This is a genomic window from Streptomyces gottesmaniae, assembly GCF_031845845.1.
Classification (GTDB): Bacteria; Actinomycetota; Actinomycetes; order Streptomycetales; family Streptomycetaceae; genus Streptomyces; species Streptomyces akebiae.
The window spans coordinates 38,098-62,184 of record NZ_JAVRFJ010000002.1 but is presented as its reverse complement, the minus strand read 5'-3'; the positions used below and the strand labels follow the sequence as shown (position 1 = coordinate 62,184).

Annotated in this window: 22 protein-coding genes; 5 read left to right on the top strand and 17 right to left on the bottom strand. The window is 69.4% G+C overall.

Annotation, left to right across the window (positions count from 1 at the left end; translation table 11 throughout):
* Position 1: 1 nt before the first annotated feature.
* The 6 genes from RM704_RS02760 to RM704_RS02735 all read right to left on the bottom strand — a co-directional run bounded on the left by RM704_RS02760 (position 2) and on the right by RM704_RS02735 (position 6,954).
* Positions 2-817 carry a PP2C family serine/threonine-protein phosphatase gene (locus RM704_RS02760; RefSeq protein ID WP_033531751.1) on the bottom strand — a complete coding sequence of 272 codons (816 nt, stop codon included), beginning with the start codon at positions 815-817 and terminating at the stop codon, positions 2-4.
* 1 nt (position 818) lies between these two features.
* Positions 819-1,580: a vWA domain-containing protein gene (locus RM704_RS02755; protein WP_033531750.1), complete on the bottom strand. Its 762-nt coding sequence runs from the start codon at positions 1,578-1,580 to the stop codon at positions 819-821.
* A gap of 142 nt (positions 1,581-1,722) precedes the next feature.
* A complete protein-coding gene (locus RM704_RS02750; RefSeq protein ID WP_311589106.1) occupies positions 1,723-3,009 on the bottom strand; it encodes a hypothetical protein in 1,287 nt (428 codons plus the stop codon).
* A gap of 177 nt (positions 3,010-3,186) precedes the next feature.
* Positions 3,187-3,723 carry a hypothetical protein gene (locus RM704_RS02745; RefSeq protein ID WP_033528023.1) on the bottom strand — a complete coding sequence of 179 codons (537 nt, stop codon included), beginning with the start codon at positions 3,721-3,723 and terminating at the stop codon, positions 3,187-3,189.
* On the bottom strand, positions 3,710-4,699 hold the full coding sequence (locus RM704_RS02740) for a serine/threonine-protein kinase (protein ID WP_052146109.1): 990 nt from the start codon (positions 4,697-4,699) through the stop codon (positions 3,710-3,712). The genes RM704_RS02745 and RM704_RS02740 overlap by 14 nt, the downstream gene beginning before the upstream one ends.
* A 428-nt stretch (positions 4,700-5,127) precedes the next feature.
* On the bottom strand, positions 5,128-6,954 hold the full coding sequence (locus RM704_RS02735; protein ID WP_033528022.1) for a phosphoenolpyruvate carboxykinase (GTP): 1,827 nt from the start codon (positions 6,952-6,954) through the stop codon (positions 5,128-5,130).
* Between the two features lie 348 nt (positions 6,955-7,302).
* On the opposite strand from RM704_RS02735, the gene trhA reads away from it, so the two are divergent.
* The 3 genes from trhA to RM704_RS02720 all read left to right on the top strand — a co-directional run bounded on the left by trhA (position 7,303) and on the right by RM704_RS02720 (position 9,696).
* Complete coding sequence (gene trhA, locus RM704_RS02730) at positions 7,303-8,061, top strand: PAQR family membrane homeostasis protein TrhA (RefSeq protein WP_033528021.1); 759 nt, start codon at positions 7,303-7,305, stop codon at positions 8,059-8,061.
* Positions 8,062-8,289: 228 nt separating this feature from the next.
* A complete protein-coding gene (locus tag RM704_RS02725) occupies positions 8,290-8,937 on the top strand; it encodes a TetR/AcrR family transcriptional regulator (RefSeq protein WP_033528020.1) in 648 nt (215 codons plus the stop codon).
* A 33-nt stretch (positions 8,938-8,970) separates the two neighbouring features.
* Complete coding sequence (locus RM704_RS02720) at positions 8,971-9,696, top strand: Mut7-C RNAse domain-containing protein (RefSeq protein WP_033528019.1); 726 nt, start codon at positions 8,971-8,973, stop codon at positions 9,694-9,696.
* Positions 9,697-9,751: 55 nt separating this feature from the next.
* On the opposite strand, the gene RM704_RS02715 is transcribed toward RM704_RS02720, so the two are convergent.
* The 5 genes from RM704_RS02715 to RM704_RS02695 all read right to left on the bottom strand — a co-directional run bounded on the left by RM704_RS02715 (position 9,752) and on the right by RM704_RS02695 (position 13,324).
* The gene (locus RM704_RS02715) at positions 9,752-10,522 is read right to left on the bottom strand and encodes a TSUP family transporter (protein WP_033528018.1); all 771 of its coding nucleotides are present in this window, start codon (positions 10,520-10,522) and stop codon (positions 9,752-9,754) included.
* A gap of 462 nt (positions 10,523-10,984) precedes the next feature.
* The gene (locus RM704_RS02710) at positions 10,985-11,200 is read right to left on the bottom strand and encodes a hypothetical protein (protein ID WP_033528017.1); all 216 of its coding nucleotides are present in this window, start codon (positions 11,198-11,200) and stop codon (positions 10,985-10,987) included.
* Positions 11,201-11,352: 152 nt separating this feature from the next.
* Positions 11,353-11,706: a hypothetical protein gene (locus RM704_RS02705; protein WP_033528016.1), complete on the bottom strand. Its 354-nt coding sequence runs from the start codon at positions 11,704-11,706 to the stop codon at positions 11,353-11,355.
* 525 nt (positions 11,707-12,231) lie between these two features.
* The gene (locus RM704_RS02700; RefSeq protein WP_033528015.1) at positions 12,232-12,453 is read right to left on the bottom strand and encodes a hypothetical protein; all 222 of its coding nucleotides are present in this window, start codon (positions 12,451-12,453) and stop codon (positions 12,232-12,234) included.
* Between the two features lie 544 nt (positions 12,454-12,997).
* On the bottom strand, positions 12,998-13,324 hold the full coding sequence (locus tag RM704_RS02695) for a hypothetical protein (protein WP_311589090.1): 327 nt from the start codon (positions 13,322-13,324) through the stop codon (positions 12,998-13,000).
* Positions 13,325-13,586: 262 nt separating this feature from the next.
* Between RM704_RS02695 and RM704_RS02690 the strand changes: the two genes are divergently transcribed.
* Complete coding sequence (locus RM704_RS02690; RefSeq protein WP_033528014.1) at positions 13,587-14,087, top strand: YfbM family protein; 501 nt, start codon at positions 13,587-13,589, stop codon at positions 14,085-14,087.
* 169 nt (positions 14,088-14,256) lie between these two features.
* Here the strand turns inward: RM704_RS02690 and RM704_RS02685 are convergent, their stop codons facing one another.
* Positions 14,257-14,544 (bottom strand): Imm32 family immunity protein, encoded by a 288-nt coding sequence (locus tag RM704_RS02685; RefSeq protein ID WP_078937171.1) that lies wholly within the window; start codon positions 14,542-14,544, stop codon positions 14,257-14,259.
* 175 nt (positions 14,545-14,719) lie between these two features.
* Here RM704_RS02685 and RM704_RS02680 point away from each other — a divergent pair, with 175 nt between their 5' ends.
* Positions 14,720-14,980: a hypothetical protein gene (locus RM704_RS02680; protein ID WP_052146108.1), complete on the top strand. Its 261-nt coding sequence runs from the start codon at positions 14,720-14,722 to the stop codon at positions 14,978-14,980.
* Positions 14,981-15,048: 68 nt separating this feature from the next.
* On the opposite strand, the gene RM704_RS02675 is transcribed toward RM704_RS02680, so the two are convergent.
* The 5 genes from RM704_RS02675 to RM704_RS02655 all read right to left on the bottom strand — a co-directional run bounded on the left by RM704_RS02675 (position 15,049) and on the right by RM704_RS02655 (position 24,052).
* Positions 15,049-17,508, bottom strand: a complete 2,460-nt coding sequence (locus RM704_RS02675; RefSeq protein WP_052146110.1) for a galactose oxidase early set domain-containing protein — start codon at positions 17,506-17,508, stop codon at positions 15,049-15,051.
* A 20-nt stretch (positions 17,509-17,528) separates the two neighbouring features.
* The gene (locus RM704_RS02670) at positions 17,529-18,782 is read right to left on the bottom strand and encodes a glycosyltransferase (protein ID WP_033528011.1); all 1,254 of its coding nucleotides are present in this window, start codon (positions 18,780-18,782) and stop codon (positions 17,529-17,531) included.
* Entirely contained in the window at positions 18,779-20,530 is a 1,752-nt protein-coding gene (locus RM704_RS02665) for an ArnT family glycosyltransferase (protein ID WP_033528010.1), read from the bottom strand. Before RM704_RS02665 ends, RM704_RS02670 begins: the two co-directional genes overlap by 4 nt.
* Positions 20,527-21,789 carry a glycosyltransferase gene (locus tag RM704_RS02660; protein WP_033528009.1) on the bottom strand — a complete coding sequence of 421 codons (1,263 nt, stop codon included), beginning with the start codon at positions 21,787-21,789 and terminating at the stop codon, positions 20,527-20,529. Before RM704_RS02660 ends, RM704_RS02665 begins: the two co-directional genes overlap by 4 nt.
* A 214-nt stretch (positions 21,790-22,003) precedes the next feature.
* Positions 22,004-24,052 carry a thioredoxin domain-containing protein gene (locus tag RM704_RS02655; RefSeq protein ID WP_033528008.1) on the bottom strand — a complete coding sequence of 683 codons (2,049 nt, stop codon included), beginning with the start codon at positions 24,050-24,052 and terminating at the stop codon, positions 22,004-22,006.
* Between the last annotated feature and the right edge of the window lie 35 nt (positions 24,053-24,087).

Genomic DNA, 24,087 nt, shown 5'->3' with positions numbered 1-24,087 from the left:
GTCACCGCTGATGAGCATGGGACGCGCTCATCGCCGGGTTCGTGCGGACGGCGCGCAGCAGGGTCTTGTCGTCGGCGTTGAGGGCGGTGAGGCGGTCGGAGCGGAGGAGGGCGGCCAGGTTGGGATCGCGGTCGTCCTCGGCGGCGGAGTCGAGGGAGCGGAAGACGGCGTCGGCGAACGAGGTGTTCGGTGACTGCGCGCCGTCGGCCGACCGGTTGAGCATGGCCTGCGCGAGGCCGTCCGTGGAGAGGAGCACCCCGTCGACGCCGCCGTCCAGCACGCACTCGGTGCGGGTCCAGCGCGCCACGTCCGGCGAGGTCAGGAACACCGTCTCGTTGCTGTACTCGCTCGCCGCCGCGGCCTGGGGCAGCAGATGGAACTGCCGCTCCCCGTCCTCCGTCCCGGCCCGTACGACGACGAACCCGTCGCCCACGGAGACGTGCCCGAGCCAGCCGGGCGCGAGCACCACCACCGTGAGCGTGGTCGCGAAGTCGGGCGCGTCGGCGCCGGTCCGGTCGTGGAAGTCCTCGCTGACGTCCCGCAACGCGTCCCGCAGCAGCTCGTGCACGGCCTCCCCCGGCGGTACCTCCACGGCAGCCTCGGCCCGCCGTACGAAATGGTCCGTGGCGAGTCCGACCGCGAGCCGCGCGCCCTCCTCCGACCGGGGCCGACTGCCGGCCCCGTCGGCGACGGCGAGCACGGCGACGGAGGGCGTGGCGGCGGCGGCGCAGGCGTCCTGACAGGGCAGGCCCTGGCGCCGGTGCCGGTAGCCCTCGACGCTCAGGCCGTGGATCCGCCAGGGCGGGGCGGCGTTCACCTCACGCCTCCCAGGCCGGGCGTTGGGTCTTGAACTGGCTGAAGATCTTCTCGAACACCTCGTCCCCCGCCCCCTTCTGCTCGGCGTTGGCACTGGCGGACATCATCTGGAGCAGCTCGCGGAACGGGAACCCCTGCAGCCGGGCGTTGAACTTGGGTGCGAACGCCCGGAGCACCGACTCCCCCATGTCCGTGATCCCGCCGACGCCGATCGCGTACAGCCGGAACCGGCGGGCGCGCTGCTCCTCGGCGAGGACGGGCACCAGGCGGTGCCAGGATTCGGTGAGATGACCGGTCGGGTCGGTGGGCAGACCGTCGGTGACGAGGCAGATCTGCGGCCGGTAGTACTGCAGTCCGGATGCCCGCAGCTCGCTCTTGCGGGCGGCGACGATGTGCATCGCCAGCTCCAGCGCCTCGGTCATCAGGGTGACCCCGGCGGCCGTGAGCTGCGGTGCCTGGAAGGCGTGCGCGGGTATGAAGGGGCTCGTCCGGGTGCGTGGGTCGAGCAGTTGGGGGCCGCGCCAGGCGCCGACGCCCTGTCCGCCGAAGGTGACGACGGCGACCTCCACGCTGTAGCTGAGGCTGACGTCGTCGTGGAGTTCCCTGGTCCACTCCGCGAGCGCGTTGTTGAGCGTCTGGATCGGCTGGCCCGCCATGGAGCTGGACGTGTCGAGACAGAGCACGAGCGGCATGCGCTGGGCGTTGTTCTCGAACTCGATGTCGGCGTATTCGGCCGGGAGCGTGGGCGGGTATTCGCTGTGCATCGTCTTCCCCCTGTGCTTCTGGTGGTGCTGATGTGCTTGGTGCGCGGTGCTTGGTGCGCGGTGCCTGGTGCGCGGTGCCTGGTGCTTGGTGCCTGCTGCTCGGCGCTGATGCCCGGGGCTCGCTGCGCGGTGCCCCGCGGGATCACCTTGGTGTGCCCTTGGCGTGCCGTGCGGCCGTCGGCGGGAAGGCGTACAGGACGTCGGAGTCGCGTTCCCGTGCGTCGGTGACGTCGACGAGACCGCCGGGCGCGGGCGGCGGCCGCCCCGGCTCGGCCCACACCGCCCGGCGCAGCACCCGATCGACCTCGACATAGCCCTGCGGATGCAGTTCGGTCCGGACGACCGCGGTCCGAGCGTGCGCCGGTCGCGCCCCCACCTGCCGCCCGTGCCGAGGCGTGGACGCCACCCGCAGCCGGGTGGTGCGCTCGTCCCCGCCGTCGCCGTCGACGCCGTCGTGGACGACCGCGCCGGCGCTGCCGCCCCCGCCTGTGCCCTCTCCCGCGCCGACGACCGCGCCGCGCGCCGCGTGCGCCGGCGGGGTCCGGGCGGGACCGACCCGCGCGAGCCCGCCGACCGCCCGCCCCGGAGACGGCGCCCGGTGCCCCACGGCGACCGGGCCCCTGGACCGCCGGATGACGATCACGAAGGCGAGGAGCAGGAGCGCGAGCAGGAGCGCCATCCAGAAGGCGGTCCACGTGGCGCTGCTGTAGCCGGACGCGGAGTCGTCGCCGTCGGTGGTGTCGACCGCGTTGTCCGCCCCGCCCTCACCGCCCGGCCCCTGGCCCTGCCCTTGGGCCTGGCCCTGGCCCTGGCCCCGGTCGTCCTGCCGCCTGTCGTCCTGGCCCTTGTCGCCCCGTTCACCGTCGCCCTGGCCGTCGGTGGCGCCGGACGCGTTCGAGGAACCGGGGTTTCGGTCGTTGTCGACCTCGGTGATGGTGAAGCTGTTGTCGCCGGGATCGGCGGCGAAATCGGCCAGCTGTGATCCCTTGAGCGTGGCCTGCCCCTCACCGGGGCCGACCTCGCGGCACAGCTGGTTCCCGTCGTCACAGACACCGTTCGCCTTCAGGTCGGCCTGTGTCCGTGCCGTCAGCCGGTCGATCGTGGCGTCGGGGTGGATGAGCAGTTCGTCGAAGACGAGGAGCAACGCGGTGCCGCCCTGTCCCGTGCGCGCGCCCTTCGGCACCTGTACGACCACGGGGTGGGCGCTCTCGCCCAGTCCATCGAGGACCGCGCGGTGGTCCTCACCCATGTCCTCATATTCCAGGGGCTCCTTGAGGGTGATGACCACGGGCCCGTCGGCCGTCCGTCCGACCCAGCAGGCCAGCCGTTTCGTGAAGCCGTCGTCCGGACAGGGGTTGTCGGCCGCGACCGACGGCCCCGTGGGCACCAGCCCGACCAGCAACCCCACCAGCACACCGAGAAACGACAAACGCCCGATCGCACCCATCGCCCCAACCCCCCGTGGCCTGAAAGGCACGCCCCCGCGGCCCTGAAAAAGCCCATCCAATAGTGGAGCAGGCCGCCGGGCGGCCGGAAGGGTTTGGCGAATTCCGCCGACGGAATTACGGCGAGTTGCGCCGACGTTCGATCAGTATGCTTTTCACTTCTACAACTTGAACACCTGATGGCAACGACTGAACATCTGCCGCGCCCGCTCCACCCAGTCATTGGCCAACGCGTCGAAGTCCGTCTGGGTGATCCGACACGTCAACGGCAGATCGCAGACACCGGCGAGACACGGACGAGGCCCGCGGACGTCCCACACGGACAGCATGGGGTTCAGTTGTTCTGTATTCCAGGCGTTCGACGCGGCGGCGGCGACGGCCAGTTGGTCCTGCCGGAGGAAATGTCCGTCCGTCGCGAAGGCCACGAGAAGTCTCTTGGTGGTCATGAACCGCAGCGTGACGATCCGCCCCGCCTCATGGAGATCGAATTGCAGGGAGACGGAAACGGTGTCATGGACGGTGTGGTAATTCCGCCGCGCCACCCAGTTCTGCACCAGCTGCCGCCAGTGCGTGCCGAGGTCGTATATCTCGGCGTTGCGCCCGGGGTACGAGTCGCGGCCGTCGCGACCGTCGCGACCGGGGAAGGAGTCACGGCCCGGGTAGGAGTCACGGCCCGGGTAGGAGTCAGGAGCCGTCACGGACCACCGCCCCGGCGACCATGGCGTCGGTCAGCCCGGCGTCGAGCAGCGCCTGCGCGTGCAGCAGCAGACAGGAGGGGACGGACTCACTCGTCGTACGGCGCAGATGGCGCTCCTTCAGCTCCTCGTACCGCACCTCGATGGTCCGGGCCACCTGCGGCGGCGGCCACGCCTCGACGCGCGTCTCCTCCTCCACCAACTCGGCCAGGATCTCCGCGAGTCGGGGCCGGTCCTCCGGCCGCTTGGCCAGACAGTGGGCGATGAGGGGCCGCAGCCCCGGCGGTACGCCGTCGAGCCGGGGCTCTCCCCGTACGACCTCGACGCGCACGCCCTCCCCGCTGCCGTGCGGTGGGCGGCCGGTGAGCGCGTACACCAGGACCCCGCCGAGGGAGAACACGTCGCTCGCCGGGCCGACCCGGTCGCCGCGGATCTGCTCGGGCGACATGAACGGCGGGGTGCCGACGACGACACCGACACGGGTGAGGCCGGGGGCGCCGTCCACGCGGGAGATGCCGAAGTCGATGACCCGGGGGCCGTCCTGGGCGAGCAGCACGTTCGCCGGCTTGAGGTCGCGGTGGATCACATGGGCGGCGTGGATGGCCTGCAGCGCCTCGACGAGGCCGGCGCCGAGGGGGCGGACCTGGGCCTCGGGGAGGGGGCCGTCGGCGCGGACCGCTTCCGCGAGGGAGGGGCCGGGGACGTACAGCGTGGCCAGCCAGGGGAGTGCGGCGGTGGGGTCGGCGTCGACGACGGCGGCGGTGTAGGCGCCGCTGACCACGCGGGCGGCGGCGACCTCGCGGGCGAAGCGTTCGCGGAACTCGGGTTCGGCGGCGAGTTCGGGGCGGGCGACCTTGACGGCGACCTCTCGGCCGGCGGGTGAGCGGCCCAGGTAGACCCAGCCCATGCCGCCGGAGCCGAGGCGGCCGACTATCTTGTACGGGCCGATCTTCATGGGGTCACTTACGGGTGTGCGCACCCCGGTCACCTCATTTCGGGGTTCGGTGCGGATGTCCCGAGTGTCCCGCGAAATCCCGTGCGCGGCAGCCCTTTTCGCCCCCTCCGCCCCTACCCGTCCCATCCCAGGGGCTGCGCCCCTTGGACCCCCTGGGCGCGTTGTCGGGTGCGGCTCTGGTGGGGGCTGGTCGCGCAGTTCCCCGCAGCCCCTGAAAAGCAGGGGCTGCGCCCCGTGCTTTTCAGGCCCGAAAGGCCGTAGGCCTTTCAGGGGCGCGGGGAACTGCGCGAGAAGCCCCACGCACCTGCACCCGCCAACGCACCCGAACCCCCGAGCTCCTAGGCACCCCTCCCCCACCCCCACCCGGCGCACAAAAAAGTCCGCGACCGGCCGAGGAGACGTCGCTGGTCAGGGCAACCCATATCCGGCCGGTCGCGGAGCTGGAGGGGGCGTCAGCCCAGACGGCTCACCAGCGCCCGGTACTCGTCCCACAACTCCTTCGGTGTGTGATCACCGAACGTGTTGAGGTGCTCGGGCACGAGCGCCGCCTCCTCCCGCCACACCTCCTTGTCGACGGTCAGCAGGAAGTCCAGGTCGGACGAGGAGAGATCCAGCCCCTCCGTGTCCAGCGCCTCCCGCGTCGGGAGGATGCCGATCGGCGTCTCCACCCCGTCCGCCTTGCCGTCCAGCCGGTCCACGATCCACTTCAGGACCCGGCTGTTCTCACCGAACCCGGGCCAGACGAACTTGCCCGCGTCGTTCTTGCGGAACCAGTTGACGTAGTAGATCTTCGGCAGCTTGGACGGGTCCTTGCCCTTGGCGACATCGACCCAGTGGCCCATGTAGTCGCCCATGTTGTAGCCGCAGAAGGGCAGCATGGCGAAGGGGTCGCGGCGCAGTTCGCCGACCTTGCCCTCGGCCGCCGCGGTCTTCTCGGACGCCACGTTCGCGCCCAGGAACACCCCGTGGTTCCAGTCGAAGGACTCCGTCACCAGCGGCACGGCCGTGGCCCGACGACCGCCGAAGAGGATCGCCGAGATCGGCACGCCCTTGGGGTTCTCCCACTCCGGCGCGATGATCGGGCACTGCGCCGCCGGCACCGTGAAGCGGGCGTTCGGGTGGGCGGCCGGCGTCTCGCTGTCCGGCGTCCAGTCGTTGCCCTTCCAGTCGGTCAGGTGCGCCGGGGTCTCCTCCGTCATCCCCTCCCACCAGACGTCACCGTCGTCCGTGAGGGCCACGTTCGTGAAGACCGAGTTGCCCCAGAGGGTCTTCATCGCGTTGGCGTTGGTGTGCTCACCGGTTCCGGGCGCGACACCGAAGAACCCGGCCTCGGGGTTGATGGCGTAGAGCTGCCCGTCCTCGTCGAAGCGCATCCACGCGATGTCGTCGCCGATCGTCTCGACGGTCCAGCCGGAGATCGTCGGCTCCAGCATCGCGAGGTTGGTCTTGCCGCAGGCCGACGGGAAGGCGGCGGCCACGTACTTGGACTCGCCCTGCGGCGGGGTCAGCTTCAGGATCAGCATGTGCTCGGCCAGCCAGCCCTCGTCGCGCGCCATCACCGAGGCGATGCGCAGGGCGTAGCACTTCTTGCCGAGCAGCGCGTTGCCGCCGTAGCCGGAGCCGTACGACCAGATCTCGCGGCTCTCGGGGAAGTGGGAGATGTACTTGGTGCTGTTGCAGGGCCAGGGCACGTCGGCCTGGCCGGGCTCCAGCGGGGCGCCGAGGGTGTGCACGGCCTTCACGAAGAATCCCTCGGAGCCGAGCTCGTCCAGCACGGGCTGTCCCATGCGGGTCATCGTGCGCATGGAGACGGCGACGTACGCGGAGTCGGTGATCTCGACGCCGATGGCGGAGAGCGGCGAGCCGAGCGGGCCCATGCAGAACGGGACGACGTACATGGTCCGGCCGCGCATCGAGCCCCGGAACAGGCCCTTCTCGCCCTGGAAGATCTCCCGCATCTCGGCGGGGGCCTTCCAGTGGTTGGTCGGACCCGCGTCCTCCTCCTTCTCCGAACAGATGAACGTGCGGTCCTCGACCCGGGCGACATCGGTCGGGTCGGACGCGGCGTAGTAGGAGTTCGGACGCTTGATCGGGTCGAGTTTCCGGAAGGTGCCCTTCTCGACGAGCTCCCCGCACAGGCGCTCGTACTCGGCCTCGGATCCATCGCACCAGACCACGTTGTCCGGCTCGGTCAGTTCGGCGATCTCGTTCACCCACGCCACGAGTTCTCGGTGGGCGGTCGGAACGTTTGAAGGGGGAGCCGCGATGTCGCGCGCCACGATTGCTCCTAAATGAGGGATTTTTTGTTGGAGGCCCCGTGGGGGCTGCGACCCGGATGCTTCACGGTGGGATCTCTGGGCGCTCATCCGGTGCCGACCACACTCATTTGATCATCCGACGAGAGTGCCCATCTGTCCAGAGGGCCGCCCACGTGAGCATCGTGAGCATCGCCACTCCACCGATTTCGCCCGAGAGGTTTCCCTGTGTCACGCCCGCTTCACCGTGGGTATCCGGATGAGCGCTCGGATATCCCCATGAGCCCACCGCGTGAGACGATGGCCACTTCAGGATGCGCGAACAGACCGCATGCTCCCGTAAGTTACGGTTCCGTAGGTACGATGCAAGACATGACAGCGTCCGCCCCCGATGCGCACGCGGAGACGTCGGCCGACAGCCGCGATCCCGACGCGCGTTCCCTGCCGCATCAGATCGCCGACCAGATCACCGACGAGATCCACCAGATCACCGGTGAGATCAAGCCCCGACTCCGGGGCTGGCTCCATCTCGGCATGTTCCCAGCCGCGCTCGTCGCCGGCCTGGTCCTCACCGCCCTCGCGGGGTCCACCCGCGGCCGCATCGCCTGCGGGATCTTCACCTTCACCGCCTGCCTGCTGTTCGGCGTCAGCGCGCTGTACCACCGGGGCGACTGGAGTCCGCGCATGGACGGCATCCTGCGCAGGCTGGATCACGCCAACATCTTCCTGATCATCGCGGGCACCTACACCCCCCTGACGATGCTGCTCCTCCCGGGCGCCAAGGGTCAGTGGCTGCTGTGGAGCATCTGGGCGGCGGCACTCGCCGGCATCATCTTCCGCGTCTTCTGGGTCGGCGCCCCGCGCTGGCTCTACACCCCCTGTTACATCGCGATGGGCTGGGCGGCCGTCTTCTTCCTGCCCGACTTCATGCGCACCGGCGGCATCGCCGTCCTCGTCCTGGTGATCGTCGGCGGCGTCCTCTACAGCGTCGGCGGAGTCATCTACGGCCTCAAGCGCCCGGACCCGTCACCGCGCTGGTTCGGCTTCCACGAGGTCTTCCACTCCCTGACGCTGGCGGCGTTCATCGCGCACTACGTGGGCATCTCGCTGGTGGCGTACCAGCACGGATGACGCGTAGTCCCCTCGCCCCTCCCCGGCCACGGCTCTCCAGCCGTGGCCGTTCCCGTACGCCCGCACGCGCGTCGGCGGAGTACGACGGACACGGACTGGCGGGGGTGCCGGGACGCACGCGAACGAGCGGGGACGCCGGGACGCGCGCGGACGGGCAGGGGCCCCGGGAGCGGCGGGGCACCGGCCCTGACCTGGCCCCGTCCAGCGCCGGTGTCCGACAATGACCGCATGACGGCCGCACGCCCCACCCTCCCCACGACCTCCGCTCCCCCAGCCGACCGCCCCCGCGTCGGACTGCGTGAACGGAAGAAGATCAAGACACGCGAGACGATCCGGTCCGCGCTGTACGCACTGGTCCGGGAGCAGGGCTACGACGCCACGACGATCGAGCAGATCGCCGACCGCGCGGAGGTCTCACCGTCGACCGTCGTCCGCTACTTCCCGACCAAGGAGGACATCGTCCTCGCCGACGAGTACGACCCGCTCCTCCTGGAGGAACTACGGGCCCGCCCGGCGGACGAACCCTGGCAGGACAGCGTCCGGCAGGTGATGCGGGAGGCCGTCCGCAGCGGCGTCGAGGAGGACGCGGAGGGCGCCCGGCTGCGCACCCGCCTGATGGTCCAGGTCCCGGCGGTGCGCTCGCGCATGAGGGAGAGCATGTCGGTCACGGGCCGCGTGCTCCGCACCGCGATCGGCGAACGCACCGGCCGCGACCCGGACAGCCTGGAGGTCAGGGTCTGGGCGATGTCGCTGATCGCCGGCCTGATGGAGACGTCGCTCCACTGGGCGGAGAACGACCACCGCGACGACCTCGGCGACCTGGTGGACCGCACCCTGAACACCCTCCAGCACGGCCTCGGCACGGAAAACCCCTGAGCCTCCGCTGCTCTCGCATGCCATCCTGACCAGGTGAAACCCGCCGAGATCCGCATCGAAGTCGCCCCCGAACTGGCCCTGTTCGTCCCCTACGCCCACCGCACGGGCGCGACGCCGCTGGCCACCGACGGGGTCTCCACGCTGGGCCATGTCGTGGAGTCCCTGGGCGTACCGCTGACGGAGGTGGGCGCGCTGGTCGTGGACGGCCACGAGGTCCGGGTGTCCCATGTCCCGGCAGACGGCGAATCGGTCGCCGTACGGCCGGTGCGACGCCCCCAGCAGGTACAGGGCGCCCCGCTCCGCTTCCTCCTCGACGTCCACCTGGGCACCCTCGCCCGCCGGTTGCGCCTGCTGGGTGTCGACGCGGCCTACGAGTCCACGGACCTCGGTGACCCGGCCCTGGCCACGCTCTCCGCCGCCGAGCGCCGGGTGATGCTCAGCCGTGACCGGGGGCTGCTGCGGCGCCGCGAACTGTGGGCCGGGGCGTACGTCTACAGCACGCGGCCGGACGAACAACTGCGAGAGGTGCTGGCCCGGTTCGCACCGGAGCTGCGCCCCTGGACCCGCTGCACCGCCTGCAACGGCCTGCTGGAGCCGGCCACGAAGGAGGAGGTCGCGGACCGTCTGGAGGGCGGCACGCAGCGGTCGTACGACGTGTTCGCCCAGTGCGGTTCGTGCGGTCGGGCGTACTGGAAGGGCGCGCACCACGAGCAGTTGGAGGCGATCGTGCGGGAGGCCCTGCGGACGCGCGGCGGATGAGCGGGGAACCGGGCCCCGACCTGGCGGGTCGGCGGAGCCCCGCTCCCGCGCCAGCTCATCCGAACTGGTCGACCGCGAGTTTGATCACCAACGCGGTGACGACCACGAGCAGGACGCTGCGGACGAAGCCGGAGCCCCGCTTCAACGCGGTCCGGGCCCCGAGGGTGGCGCCCACGACGTTGCAGACGGCCATCCCGGCGCCGAGGGTCCACAGGACGTGGCCCTGCACGGCGAAGACCGTGAGCGCGCCGAAGTTCGTCCCCACGTTCACGATCTTCGCCAGTGCCGAGCTCTGGAGGAACTCCATGGACAGCAGGGCGGTGAAGCTCATGATGAGGAAGGTCCCGGTACCGGGTCCGAAGACCCCGTCGTAGAAACCCACGCCGCAGCCGGCCACGCCGACGGCCATCAGCCTCCGCCGTCCGCTGACGGCGTCGGCGGTCTCGATCACGGATCCGAAGTTCGGGCGCAACGTCACGAACGCCGCCACTCCGATGAGCAGGGCCATGATCAACGGCCGGAACCAGTCGGCCGGCAGGCTCGAGGCGGAGAGGGCGCCGATACCGGCGGAGGGGATCGCGAGGCCGGCCGCGGACAGCGCCACCGACCGGTCCAGTTTGGTGCGCCGCGCGTAGGTGACGGCGGCGACACTGGTGCCCGTGATCGCCGTCAGTTTGTTGGTGCCCAGCACGGTGGCGGGCGCCATGGTGGGAAACGCCACCAGCAGCACCGGGATCAGAATCAGCCCGCCGCCCCCCACCACGGCGTCCACCCACCCGGCCGCGGTCGCGGCCACCAGGAGGGCGGCGACTATCTCTGGATCCATCCCGGTCCTTTCGTGCCGGCGGCGGGCCCGCCGGAGAGACAGCGATAACGGCCCTCACGAAACCCTAAGGACATGACAAAGCTCCACGTCACGGGCGGGCCGTAAGGACCTGAATAGCTTGCTGCATATTACCCGCAAGAGGGAGCTGTTCGCCTTGTGGCCCATCTCCCCGGCCTGGCATCGGAGTTGGGTGGGACAGAAGTTCGACGGATGTGGTGGAACAGCGTGCGGTCGCAGCGACGGGTGGGGGTACGGGCATCGCAGCCGCCCGTGTCCGGGTCCGGCTGTTGCGGAAGGCGGGGCGCCCACGCCTCGATCCGTCTGCTTCTGTCGACCACGGACCGAAGGCGGCTAGGGCTGACCCAAGGGCCAACCGTGTTCGCCTGGCCGGTCTTCTGATCCGTAGCTCGACAGAGATCGGTCAACGGGGTTCATAGCAAGCAGGGCGGCCGTGGGGGCTCGCTACGACGAGGCATCCGGGCGCCGACACCCGGAGAGCCGGCGCCAAGCCACCAGAAGATTGATCACGAGTAGCCCCGCTCCCGCCAGGGGCCAACCCACGGATCCACCGTCACGGTAGGTCTGGATGCCCACTGCCAGCACAATGACGCCGATCACCGGACCCATCAGGTCCATGACGGCGTCCAGACGATCTGCGATCTTCGACAGGTTGGCCACAGCTCGATGGTGACAGGTCAACGCTGTGTCTTACACAGAGGCACTTTGCGACGGCCGGACGCTGTCGCAGATCCAGCGCTCTCAGCTTGGGGAGCTGTGATCATTTAGGGCGGGTAAGACCGCTGAACTGGGCGTTCGCGCCTGGGACCGGGTCATCGCCCCTGGTCGCCTTCACCGTGGTTCCCGCCTGTTCCCCGCTCCATCTGCTGCGCTTGTGGTGCGTCGGTCGTGGCCTGACCTGGTGCCGTCGACTCGTCGGCGCCGCCGTACAGATCGGCGCGGAGCCGCTCCTTGGCTGCTTCAAGGCGCGGTCCGTAGTCGGGCATGAAGATCTCGCTCAGCGTCTTGTCCAGCGTTCCGGAGATCGCGTAGATCGGCGACCAGACGGCTCTGTCGTGCACGATCCCCTCCAGGTCGTCGGACTGGAAAATGACTTGGTAGAGCCAGTCCGACAGCACGAACGCTTGATCGCGCGTGAGCCTGATGGTGATCGCTTCCTCGTCCACGCCCTCAACGTAGCCGTCTCGACTGGTGCCTCGGGCCGAGCTTCCGTTGCGGACCAACGTGCTTTCCGACTGCGTTGGTGGGTTCTTGGGCGTCGTTCGGGGCCGTTCACCTGGGCTCATGGGCGGATGGCCCACTGGCGTGGGGACGGCTCCGGGTCTCGCCTGAACGACCGCGAGCGGGGCTGAATGAGACGGAAACCGAGACGGCCGCGCTCCTCGGCAGCACCGGAGACGGCCTGTGGCCGGCTGCCGAACTCACCCCCATTCGTGGAACTAAGCCGCCTTGGGGCGCGCCGCACGCATGCCTGATGCGGGCTCCTGTGCATCGTCGTCGAGTAGGAAGATCTCGTCTTCCCTGAAGTCTGGGGCCTGGAAGGGGTTTGTCGTCGGAGGCGGCGACGCTGCAGTGGAGCAGCGGGGTTGCTCTTCCATAGCGGAGAACAGCGACGATGGCTCGATGAGAGGTCTCTCTTTCGTCACAGGTCCCTGATGGGGCCTGGCGTGCCGTGACCCGGCACAGTGGTCCTACAGCTTGGTCATCTTGGCGTACGGGCTCAGGATCCGCATGTGCGCCGAGCCGAAATCCACCAGCGCCGCGATTCCGTCCTCGATGCCGATTACCCGGCCGAGACCGTACACGTCATGTGTGACCTGGTCGTCCATGGCGAAGTGCCTGGGAGCCGGTGTGACCGGGGCCTTGAAGGGGCTGGTAGGCAAGTGACGCTTCCGCGCAGCAGGCTTTGTCATGACTCAGTATGAGCCTACGCGTATCCCGCTCGCTGTGGCCGTCGACACAAATCCGGACGAGAGTAACCACGTCATGCCACTGACCTGCGGTTTCGAGACCTGGTGAGGCGAAACTCGGCCATGGGCTCCTTCGCTAACCGTGGCTGATCTCTGCACCTGACACGGTCGGGCACGGGCCTCAGCCGACGACAGCAAGCCACGATGGTGAATGTGCCGACCGATCAGGCGCGCGGGCGCTCCAGCCCCGCCCACAGGCTGCGGTCAGCTCCCGGCTCGTGTCGTCGACCGGAGCAAGCCTCGGCGGCCGGCCCGTGAAAGCAACTCGCAGGGCGCCTGACCCGCAAGGCTCTCAGCTTGGGAAGCTGCGGGCATCGGGGCCTGCTGTGAGGGCTGCCCTGCACGAACGGCCGGTTCGCGGCTGCTGCGGCCTCGGGTGTTTTCACCGTGATCCCCCCCCCGGTTCCCCGCTCGATCTGGTGCGCTTGTGGTGCGCCCTGTGCCCGGAGTACGTGACGCAACGTGTCTCCGCGGCTGACTGGCGGGCCTACAAGTTCACCCGCGTTTCGCCGTCGCCGTGCTTCAGAAGGACGTGCGCCGGCCTGAACGGCAGACTGCGCAGAGTCGGCTCCATGACCTTGAAGAGAGCCCCGGCGTCCGGCCCATAGGCGTACACCACGGCTTCGCCTCCTCCGAACTCGTTGCCGTCGACCTCCCCGGCATCAGCGTCCTCGACCGCTGCCGCCATCGCCTGCCGAGCTTCGCGAACCAGCTCGCGTTGGTCGGCCTCGCCGAAGCCGTCGCGGGCAAGGCGGAAGTGAGCGATGACGGCATGCTCCTCATCCGCGAAGGCAGGGGCCACGGGTGTCTCCATGCCGGACAGATTCTCATCAGAAGTCGGCATCGTCACAGTGCCCAGCGCTTCTGAATCTCAGCACGTCCAACACGCTTTCCAACTGTGGTGGTGGGGCGGTGGGCATCGTACGGCGTCGTTCACCTGGGTGCATGGGTGGCTGGTCGCCGTGCCGGGATGGCTCCGGGTCTCGCCTGAACGCCGGTGAACGGGGCTGAATGAGACGGAAACTGAGACGGCCCGCCCGACGGCCGTTGTCAGCGGCCCCGCTTAGTCTCCGGCTATGAGCATGATCGGTGAGTACCTGCGTGTCACGGCTGCTGAGCTTGACCGAGCGATCCAAGACCCCGACTGGGCTCTGGACTTCGTCGAAGAGGTCCAAGACGCCGAGGAGGAATCGGAGCCTGCGCCGGCCGAAGCGCGTCACTTCAGCACGTACAAGACCTGGGACATGCTCCGCTTCCTGCTGGCGCGCGCTGAGTTCCCCGTGAACGTGATCCACGGTGAGGAGCCGTTCGCCGAGGATGAGGATTGGGGGTACGGGCCTCCGAGGTACCTGCGGCCTGAGCGGGTCCAGCTCGCGGCGGAAGCACTGCGGGCTACAAGCTATGCCCAGCTCATCAGTGGCGTGGATCCTGCTGAACTGAGCAGCGCCGAGGTGTATCCGCTCGGATGGAGTGAGCCCGGCTCGCTGGAGTGGGGGCGTCCTTGGTACGACGGCCTCACACAGTTCTTCGAGGCTGCTGCCGGGGCGGACAACGCGATGCTCGTCTGGCTGGACTGATGGGCCACGACGGCGGTGAGACCTCAGCTTGGGAAGCTAAGGGCGTCAAGGGCCTACTCCTGGCCTGAACTGCGGCGGAGGTGTGCAGAAGCCTTGGTGGACGGTCGGCTAGCTCCCCGCTGTTCCCCGTGGTTACCCGCACGATCTGGCACGCCTCTGGCACGGATGATTAGTCGTTGCACCTCTCCAGAACCAGGCTCGCGGAGCCCTCTTCAAGTCCGTTGTTCTCCTCCAGGTGGAGGTGTGCGCCATCCGGTGTGCCGTCCTGGGCGAGTGTGAGGAGGTGGCCAGCCAGAGTCTTAAGCCCCGCGGCGTTGGCCTCGATTACGATCTCTCCGCCCAGGTTGCGGACATCGATGCGTGCGCTTTCCTCCCACGTGAAGACTCTGGTGGTTCCATCGGTTACCGCACTCACGTGTGTGGTCGTCGGCGGAGCAGCGCTGGGTTCAGGGGCCATACCCAAGCATCCCGTACTCAGCGACCGCCAGGCACTGAGGCGCACGCTTCCAACTGTATTCGTGGCCCCACAGGCATTGGACGGGCCGCCCCAAGGCTCAGGACGGGTGTGCGGAAGGGCGGCAACTGTGGGGCACCTACCGCCTCACCCGCATCGGAAAGGACGGGGGGACGCCATGGGTTGGGCCATCGAGCGCACGCCCGAGCGGCCGGTACGGCGCACCGGCGACCACCGTCTCGCCGTACCGCTCCGACTGACCCGTACCGGCGGAGACCCGACAGACACCGAGCTGACACTCACCCTCGCCGAAGCCGAGCACCTGCACGCCGGCCTCCGCCGAGCCCTCGACAGCCGGCCTCCGCCACCAGCCGCACCGGACTGTCGACAGTCTGTCCGAGCCTCGCCCGACGCCGCGCACATCGTCGAGCGCGCGTAACCGACACGGCCCCGTGCCCGGCGGTTGTCCACCGGGCACGGGGGCCGATCACGCCGATGTGGTGAGCGTCAGCGGCGCTTCACATCCCCCTTCCCGCAAGCCAGACCGTCCCTGTCGCGGTCCAGCTTCAGCGGATCGTCCTTGCCGTTGACCTTCAGGCGCCCGTAGTCGTTCTCCTTCAGCCACGCGCACCGCGACGCCGTCGTCTTCTTGACCTCCGCCGGGAAGGCCGTCGGCACGCAGACGTTCGCCGTGCCGTAGTGCCGGTCACACCCGGCGATCGTCGGGCTGACCTTCTTGGACTTGGCCTTCTTCCCCGGCCCCGTGACCTTGCCCGCCGGGGCGTCCGCGAAGTCGTGGACGTGGGCCGAAGGGGCCTCGCCGGAGGCCTGCGCCAGCGCGGAGGGGCCCTGGAGGTGGACCCATTCGGCCACCGAGGGGACGCCATTGGCGTCGACCGCGAAGAGCATGTACCAGCCCGGCGGGGCCAGGTTCGGGTTGCTCGTCACGTTCAGGTCCACGTTGTTGCCGTCCACCGACAGGGGGAGATCCACGAAGCGCTGGTTCGGGTCCGAGGAGTGCGTCACCGCCGCCGGGCGGATCAGTTCCGCCTTCACGATCGGACGGTCGACCGTGATGCGTTGCGTGTCGCCGTACACCCACTCCTTGTCGATCACCGAGGTGATGGCCGGGCGGTCGCCCTTCAGGAGGTACGGCGGGGTGTAGATCGACACGTCGTGGTTCCAGGTGCCGTTGCCCGGGTTGTCGCCCGTCGTCATGACGCGGCCGTCGGGCAGGAGGAAGGCCGAGGAGTGGTAGCCGCGCTCCTCCGGGTCCGTCGCCACCTGGTCGAACGTGTTGGTGGCCGGGTCGTAGATCGACGTCTCGAAGACCGGGTCGGCCCGGTTGTGCAGGGCGCCGCCCGTCTCCAGGACCTTGCCGTCGGGCAGCAGTACGGCCGAGACGTACATCTTGCCCTGGCTGCCCGTCTGGGCGACCTTGCCGTTGCCGAGGTCCACCGTGCCCTGCGGGATCGGCGGGCCGGCGACGTACGCCGGGTTCGCGGCCTTGAGGTCGATGACGTCCGTCAGGCGGTTCGCCGCCGGGTTGGACTCGATGTTGCCGCCGCCGAGCGTGAGGACCTTCTGGTCCTGGGCCGGGGGCAGCAGCACGCTCGCGGACTGGTCACGCTCGTCCTTGTTCTGCAGGCCGGGGACGGAGGTGATGGTGTTGGCGCCGTAGTCGTAGATCGCCGAGCCCGTCCCGGGGATGTTGTTGCCGAAGACGTGGCTGCCCGAGTAGAAGAGGCGGCCGTCCTGCATGAGGATCATCGACGGGTACAGGCCCCAGTACGACCAGGTCTGGTTGACCTTCCAGAGTTCGAGCCACTTCTGCTCGGCGTCCGACCACAGTTCGGCCGTCACCGAGCCCGTGGAGTCCTCGCGCAGACCGCCGAACGAGATGACGTCACCGTTGCCGAGGATCGTCGCCGACGGGTACCAGTGGCCGTCGTTCATGTCGTTGGTCTTCGAGTACGTCTCCGTCACCGGGTCGAAGACGTACGAGTCCTTGTAGCCCTCGTAGCCGTGCGAGCCGTCGGCCGCCGGATACGCCTTGTTGCCGCTCATCACCAGCACGCGGCCGTCGTCCAACTGCACATGGCCCGCGCAGAACATGTCGTCCGGCGTCGGGATCTGCTTGTACGTGCCGTTCTTCGGGTCGTACACCGCCGAGGTGAAGGTGCCCGCCTCGAACATCTGCTCGCTGTTGCCGGAGCCGGCGATCAGCAGCACCTTGCCGTTGTTGAGGACGACCGAGTGCATGGAGCGGACCGGGTTCTTGGTGGGCAGGACGTCCCAGCGGCCGTTCAGGCACTCGTCCGGGGTGCCCGTGCACTCCGGCTCGGGGACGGGGTCGGCGACCACGTCCATCGTGTAGTCGTCGGTGGTGACGGAGCCGGTGCCGTAGACGGAGACGCCCCAGGTGATCCGGTCGGTGCCCGCCGGGATCGCGGGGGTGCGGACCGACGCCTCGGTCCAGCTCCCGGCCATCTCCAGCGTCTTGAGGTCCGTCCAGTACTGCCAGCCGGCCGTGGTGTCGTGCCGGAACAGGGTGACGGAGGTGTCCGGGGTCGTCGACTTGTACCAGAGCGACAGGTCGTACTGCTTGCCGACGGCGACCGACGGCGCGCAGGCCGCCGACTCGGTGATCAGGGCCTTGCGGTCGCCGGAGACCCGGCGGGTCAGCTCGACCTTCATGGCCTTGGAGCCCGTGTGGGCGCCCCCCACCGTCGTGAAGGTGAAGTCGTTGTCGCCCCAGCCGGACTTCTCCCAGCAGTACGGCATGTCGCCACTGCCGGCCGTCTCGAAGCCGGGGTTCTTGATGAGGTTGGCGGCGGACGCGGGCTGGGGCGAGATCAGCAGGAGGCCGGAGGCGAGTGCTCCGACCGCCAGCAGGGCGGTTCTGCGTCTGACCCTGGGTCTCGGTCCGGGTCTCCCCCGGACCGCCGATCTGCCCCAGACCGTCAAGCGGTCCTTCAGGTGGTTCTTCACGCGGCTCTCCTTGCCGGTTCGGCTGCCTGCTCGGCTGCCTTCCTCTCCTCGCCCTCCTCCTCGCCGCGCTCCCCGCGGCGGGATTTCTTGCGAGGCAGATAGACGAGCGCCTCGGTCCCCACGAAGCGCAGGACGAACGTCGTCACCAGGGCGAGCGCGGTCGCGGGCAGCGCGCCCATGCCGAACTCGCCCACGAACAGGGCGATCAGCGGGATACGCAGCAGCAGATCGGCGTTGGCGAGCAGCGCGAACCTGCCGATGCGGTCCCACCCCTTGCGGTGCTTGCGCCGCTCGCGGAAGCACAGGTGCTCGATGAGGAGGAAGTTCCAGGCCACCCCGAGCTGGTTGGCGAGGATCTCCGCCGGGACGTAGTGCATGCCGGCCGAGGTCAGCGCGTAGAGACCGGCGAGGTTCGGGACGAATCCCGTGACACCGATCAGCCCGAAGACGATCATCCGGGCGAGCGGCGAGGCCGTCCGCAGCCCCATGAGGTGGCGCAGGAACCTGAACCCCTCCTGCGCGGTCGACTTGGACTCGCCCGCGTACCGGTCCTGGAAGACGAAGGGCACCTCCGTGACCTGCCGCGGCCGGCTGCGCACGGCCAGTTCGAGGAGGATCTTGTAGCCGAGCGGCTGGAGGACGTCCGCGGTGACCGCGCTGCGGCGGATGGCGAAGAAGCCGCTCATCGGGTCGCTGATGCCGTGCAGACGGCGCGGGAAGAGGGACTTGGTGAGCCAGGTCGCGCCGCGCGAGACGGCCACGCGGTAGCTGCCCGCGAGTCCGGCCCGGCTGCCGCCCTTGATGTAGCGGGAGGCGACCACCAGACCCGCCGACGACCGCTCCCCGGTCGCCACCAGATCCGGTACCAGCGACGGCGGGTGCTGCAGGTCGCCGTCCATGACGACGACCCAGTCGGAGGTGGCCGCCTTGATGCCCTCGACCACCGCGCCGCCCAGGCCGCCGACCGGTTCGTCGCGGTGCAGCACGGTCACCGGGAACGGGCAGTCCTGCGCGGCCTCGTTGATGACCTCGGGGGTGTCGTCGGTGGAGTCGTCCACGAAGACGACCTCGCAGGGCAGCCGCCCGGGGACGGTCTCGGTGATCTGGTGCAGCAACTCCCGTACGTTCGCCGACTCGTTGAAGGTCGGGACGACGATGGTGACGGCACCCGGTTCGGGGACCTCGGCAGCCCGCACGGCCGGATCACCGAGTGTGCCGGGCGCGGTGGACTCGTAGCTTCCGCTGTTCATCGGTCGCCTCCAGCGGCCTCGGTCTCGCGGATCCGGTCGTCGTCGCCGGTGGCGTCGGCGCCACTCGTGCGGTTGTCGCCGCCGTTCTCGATCCTGCGGATCTCGATACGGTCGTCACCGGTGCCGAAGGTGGCCACCGGGGTCGAGTTCTCCATCGCGTCCTTGACGTTGGGCAGGTCGACCGCGTCACGCCGTACGGTCGGGGAGGCGACCACGTAGTCGAGGTCGCGCCAGCCGCGCGGCATCGTCTTCGTCACCGCCGGGTCGAGGTCGGCCTTGTAGAACCAGATGACGCCGAGTCCCGGCCGGTAGCCCTCGTGGACGAGGTCGAGCCAGAGCGCGTCGTCGACGAGGACCCGGGTGCCCGCCGGGTCCTCGATCTCGCTGCCGAGCCACTTCGCGGCCTGTTGGTAGGGGGCGTTGGCGTTGAAGGTCATCGCGGTGTGGTTGCCGTCGTACCAGCGGGGCACGACGTACACCGCCGCGGCGGCGGCCAGGGCGAGGGCCACCCCGTGCCGTGCCCAGGTCAGGGCCCGGTGCTCGCTCGTGCTGCGCCATCTGCGCAGGACACCGTGGGCGACGCTCGCCGTGCCGCCCGCGAGGACGAGGGCGAGGAAGGGCAGCGCCTGGAGGACGTACATCGCGGGCAGATAGCCGGGGCGCAGGGCCATTGCGGCGAGGATGGCGACGGCGAGCGCGGGTCCGGCGAGGGCCCGCGCGGTCACCGACCAGCGCCAGGTGACCAGGAGCAGCAGGGCGCCCGCGAGCCCGCCGAGCGGCAGCACCCGGTCGTAGTACAGCCAGGACTGCAGGACGCCGTACGAGCCGGTGCCCTCGCTGAGGATGAAGCCGGAGCCGGGTCGGCTCATCTGGTAGACGATGCCGTCCCAGAGGGACACATGGCCGGCGCCCGGCAGCAACTCGCCCTTGAGCAGGGCGAACAGCGGGTACGAGATGCCGATCAGGGTGCAGGCGGTGACGGCGCCGGTGATGGCGAACTTCCTGGTGTCCCGGTGGCTGTGCCGCCACATGGTGAGCAGCACGGCCGGCAGGACGAGGAGCATCGTCTCCTTGGTGAGCACGGCCGCGGCGGCGGCGATGCCTGCGCCGAAGTGGTGCCAGAGGTGACGGTTGGGCGAGGCGGCGAGGCAGAACGCCAGCAGCGTCCACATCACCGCGATGTTGTCGAGGAAGATCTCCCGCTGGAGCACCACCGACAGCGGGGACAGCCCGAAGAGCGCCATGCCGAGGCCGGCGGCCCAGCGGGGCAGCGACAGACGGCGGCCGAGGACGTAGACGAGGACGGCGCTGACCGCGCTGACCAGCAGCATCACCGCGCGCATCGAGCCGACGGTCATCGACTCGGGGGCGAGCTGGGCGGGGAGCCAGGTCAGGAGGGCGAGCTGGATCCAGCCGAGGGGCGGGTGGTCGTACCAGTAGGTGTAGTGGGCGAGGCCCCTGCCCTCCTGGACGGCCCAGGCCTGCGCGAGGTAGGTGCCCTCGTCGTCGCTGAGGGTCGGGTAGTCGGCGATGTTCCATCCCTGCACGATCATGATCGCGACGAGGAGGAGACCGCAGAGGAGCAGGTCGGGGCGCGAGTCCCGCAGGCGCTTGGGCGGTGACCCGGGCGCGGAGGAAGTGGAAGAGGAATCGTTTGTTCGACCTGTCGAACCGGCTGTGGGCGCAGCTGTCCGCTGCGCGGGGACCTTGACTTTCGTCTTGGTCGCCGCGGGAAGTGTGGAGGTCACGCAGGAACGTCCTCTCGGTTCACGTTCGCGAGATGTGCGCCGACGTGGCTGGTCAACTCCCAGTCGTTGCGGCCGCGTTGCTCGCGCCACACCGCGCGTACGGCGGCGAAGGCGAGGAGCACCTGGTAGAAGGGGCCGCCCACGACGAGCTTGACGTAGTGGACGAACCGGACGCGCAGTCCGTACTGCTTGCCGAAGTCGTGGAGTCCGACGACCTCGAACACGAAGGTGACGAGGGCGGTGACGGCCGGCAGGAAGGTGATGAAGGCGACGCCGACGGGGACGTCGAGGAAGAGCGCGATGGCGACGTTGAGCGGGATGATGACCCCGGAGACGGCCTGGAGATAGGGCGTCATCAGGGTGTAGCGGGCGAGCAACCGCTGCCGGAAACCGGGCAGTTGGCGCCAGTCCCTCTTCCGGTAGACCTGGAGGAAGCCCTGGTTCCAGCGGGTGCGCTGTTTCATCAGCGACATCAGGCTGCCGGGGGTCTCCTCCCGGGTCACCATGTCGGAGTCGTACGCGACGACGACCTTCTTGCCCACGCTCGACAGCCGGACGCCCAGGTCGCAGTCCTCGGCGAGGCACTCGGGGTCCCAGCCGTCGGCCTCGCGCAGCACATCGGTGCGGACGAAGACGGTGTTGCCGCCCAGCGGGATGAACCCTTTCTGCGCGTGCAGATGGAGCCGGGACCGGAACCAGAAGAAGTACTCCAGGCAGTTGCGCAGGCTGTACCAGCTGGAGTTGTAGTTGATGAGCTGCACCCCGCCCTGCACGACGTCCGCGCCCGTGGTGCGGAAGGCGTGGTCGACATGGGACAGCAGCTCCGGATGGACCTGGTCCTCGGCGTCGAAGACCCCGACGACATCGCCGCGGCAGTGCGGCAACGCCGTGTTCATGGCCTTCGGCTTGTTCTTCTTCTCGTGGTGGTCGACCACCACGCGGACGCGCGGGTCGCGCTCCTCGGCGTCCCGGGCCACCGCGGTGGTCTCCGGGTCGTCGTGCCCGACGATCACGATGATCTCGAAGTCGTCGTGGCTGGATTCGAGCAGTCGTTGGATGGTGTGGTCCAGCACGGCCTGTTCATGGCGTGCCGGCAGCAGCAGTGAGAACGACACATGCTCGTCGCCGTCCGGTCTGCTGAACCGGGTGGAGGCCAGCACTTCGGGCGTTCGCCACGCGTGCATCTGCCACCACAGAGTGAAGGCCGCCATCCAGAACAAGGCCAGCGAGACGACGGCTATGAAGACAGACGTCAGCAAAATAGATCCCCCCGGATCCCAATACCCCCTGTCGCGCTGGGAGTTACTCCCGGCGCGTCACTGTGGAGAGACTAGGGGGAAACTGTGAACCCTGGGGGCCCTTCCGATAAAAAGCGTGTTTCCGTTCGAGGGAACACGTAATCGGACGTGTCCGCACACCGGCCCGTATCAAGCCAGTTGTTCGATCTTGCCCCACTTCTCTGACCGGCGAGTTTCAGCCGATCGAGGCCACCCCCAGAGCCGTACGCAAACGGTCGACATCGGTCACGGGAGCGTCACATGTGAAATTACGGCAGACATACACAGTCGGTTCACCGCCGACGAGCGGACGGTCGGCCAGCAGCGGAAGCTCGTCGCTGTCCGCGGTGCCCACGGCCACCACCGCACCCGGCGCGGTCCCCAGCAACGCCGTCCGATGCAGCTCCCTCGTCCCCGGATGCCCCTGCGGTCCGACGACCGCCACCTCACGCGGCCCGTCGAGCAGGGCCTCCGCCGTGGCCAACCCCCACCCGATGAACCGGGGCGCCCTCGGCCCCAGCGCCTTCACCACGCCCAACGCCCGTTCGGCGGCTGTCCGGTGCGGCTCGGAACCGGTGTGCGCGGCATAACTCAGCAGTGCTCCCGCCGCCGCGCTCCACCCCGACGGCGTGGCGTTGTCGGTCGGATCCTGCGGCCGCCGGATCAGCTTCTCCGCGTCGGCGGCGGTGTCGAAGAGCGCCCCCGACTCCTCGTCGACGAACCGGACGAGCACATGGTCGAGCAGGAACCCGGCGAACTCCAGCCACACCCCCTCCCCCGTGACCGACGCCAGCGCCAGGAACCCCTCGGCGACGTCCGCGTAGTCCTCCAGCACCCCCGCGTTGGCCCCGACCTGCCCGTCCTTGCTGGTCCGCGCGAGCCTCGCCCTCTCGTCCAGATGCAGTCGTACGAGGAGGTCGGCGGCGGCGATGGCGGCGTCCACCAGGTCGGGGCGGTCGAAGTAGGCACCGGTCTCTGCGAGCGCGGCGACGGCGAGGCCGTTCCAGGCGGCCACCACCTTGTCGTCACGGCCGGGGGCTGGCCGGCGCGCACGCGCCTCCTTCAGCCGGCTCCTCACCGACTCGATCCGGTCGGCGTCGAACACGCCCTCCTGCTGCGGCAGTTGCAGGACGGACGCCCCTTCCTCGAACGTCCCCTCCTCCGTGACGCCGAAGTGCTGCGCGGCGAGCGCCGCGTCCTCCTCACCGAGCACCTCGGTCAGCTGCTCGGGCGTCCAGACGTAGTAGGCGCCCTCGACGTGCTTCCCGGAACCGGTCCCGTCGTCGCTGTCGGCGTCCAGCGCCGAGGCGAAACCGCCCTCGTCCGTGCGGAGTTCGCGGACCATGAAGTCGGCCGTCTCCAGGGCGACGCGTCGGGCCAGCTCGGAACCGGTGGCACGCCAGAGATGGGCGTACACGCGGCACAGCAGGGCGTTGTCGTACAGCATCTTCTCGAAGTGCGGCACGACCCACTCACGGTCGACGGAGTACCGGGCGAAGCCGCCGCCGAGCTGGTCGTAGATGCCGCCGCGGGCCATCCGCTCGCACGTGTCCCGCGCCATCTGCAGCGCGCCCTCGGATCCGGTGCGCGCCGCGTGCCGCAGCAGGAACTCGATCACCATCGAGGGCGGGAACTTGGGCGCCCTGCCGAAGCCGCCCCGCGCCGCGTCGTACTCCCGGGTGAGCCCCAGCAGCGCCTGCGCCAGCTCGTCCTCCCCGGGCGCGTCGACCGCCGCGAACTTCAGCTCCCGCCCCGCCAGGTCCCGCACGATCTTCCCGGCGACCTCGGCGACCTCGTCCCGCCGGTCCGCCCAGGCGGCCCGCACCCCCTCCAGGACCTGCCGGAAGGAGGGCATGCCGTGGCGGGGGGCGGGCGGGAAGTAGGTGCCGAAGTAGAACGGCTCCCCCTCCGGCGTCAGGAACACGGTCATGGGCCAGCCGCCCTGCCCGGTCGCCGCCTGTACGGCCTCCATGTACACCGCGTCGACGTCCGGGCGCTCCTCCCGGTCGACCTTGACGTTCACGAAGTGCGCGTTCAGGTACTCGGCGGTCTCCCGGTCCTCGAACGACTCGTGCGCCATCACATGACACCAGTGGCAACTCGAGTAGCCGACGCTGAGCAGCACCGGCACCCCCCGCCTGCGCGCCTCCTCGAACGCCTCGGCCGACCAGGGCCACCAGTCGACCGGGTTGTCGGCGTGCTGGAGGAGGTAGGGAGATGTCTCGTGGGCCAGTCGGTTCGCCATGGGCACCATCATTCCCCAGTACCCGGGAATCGCAG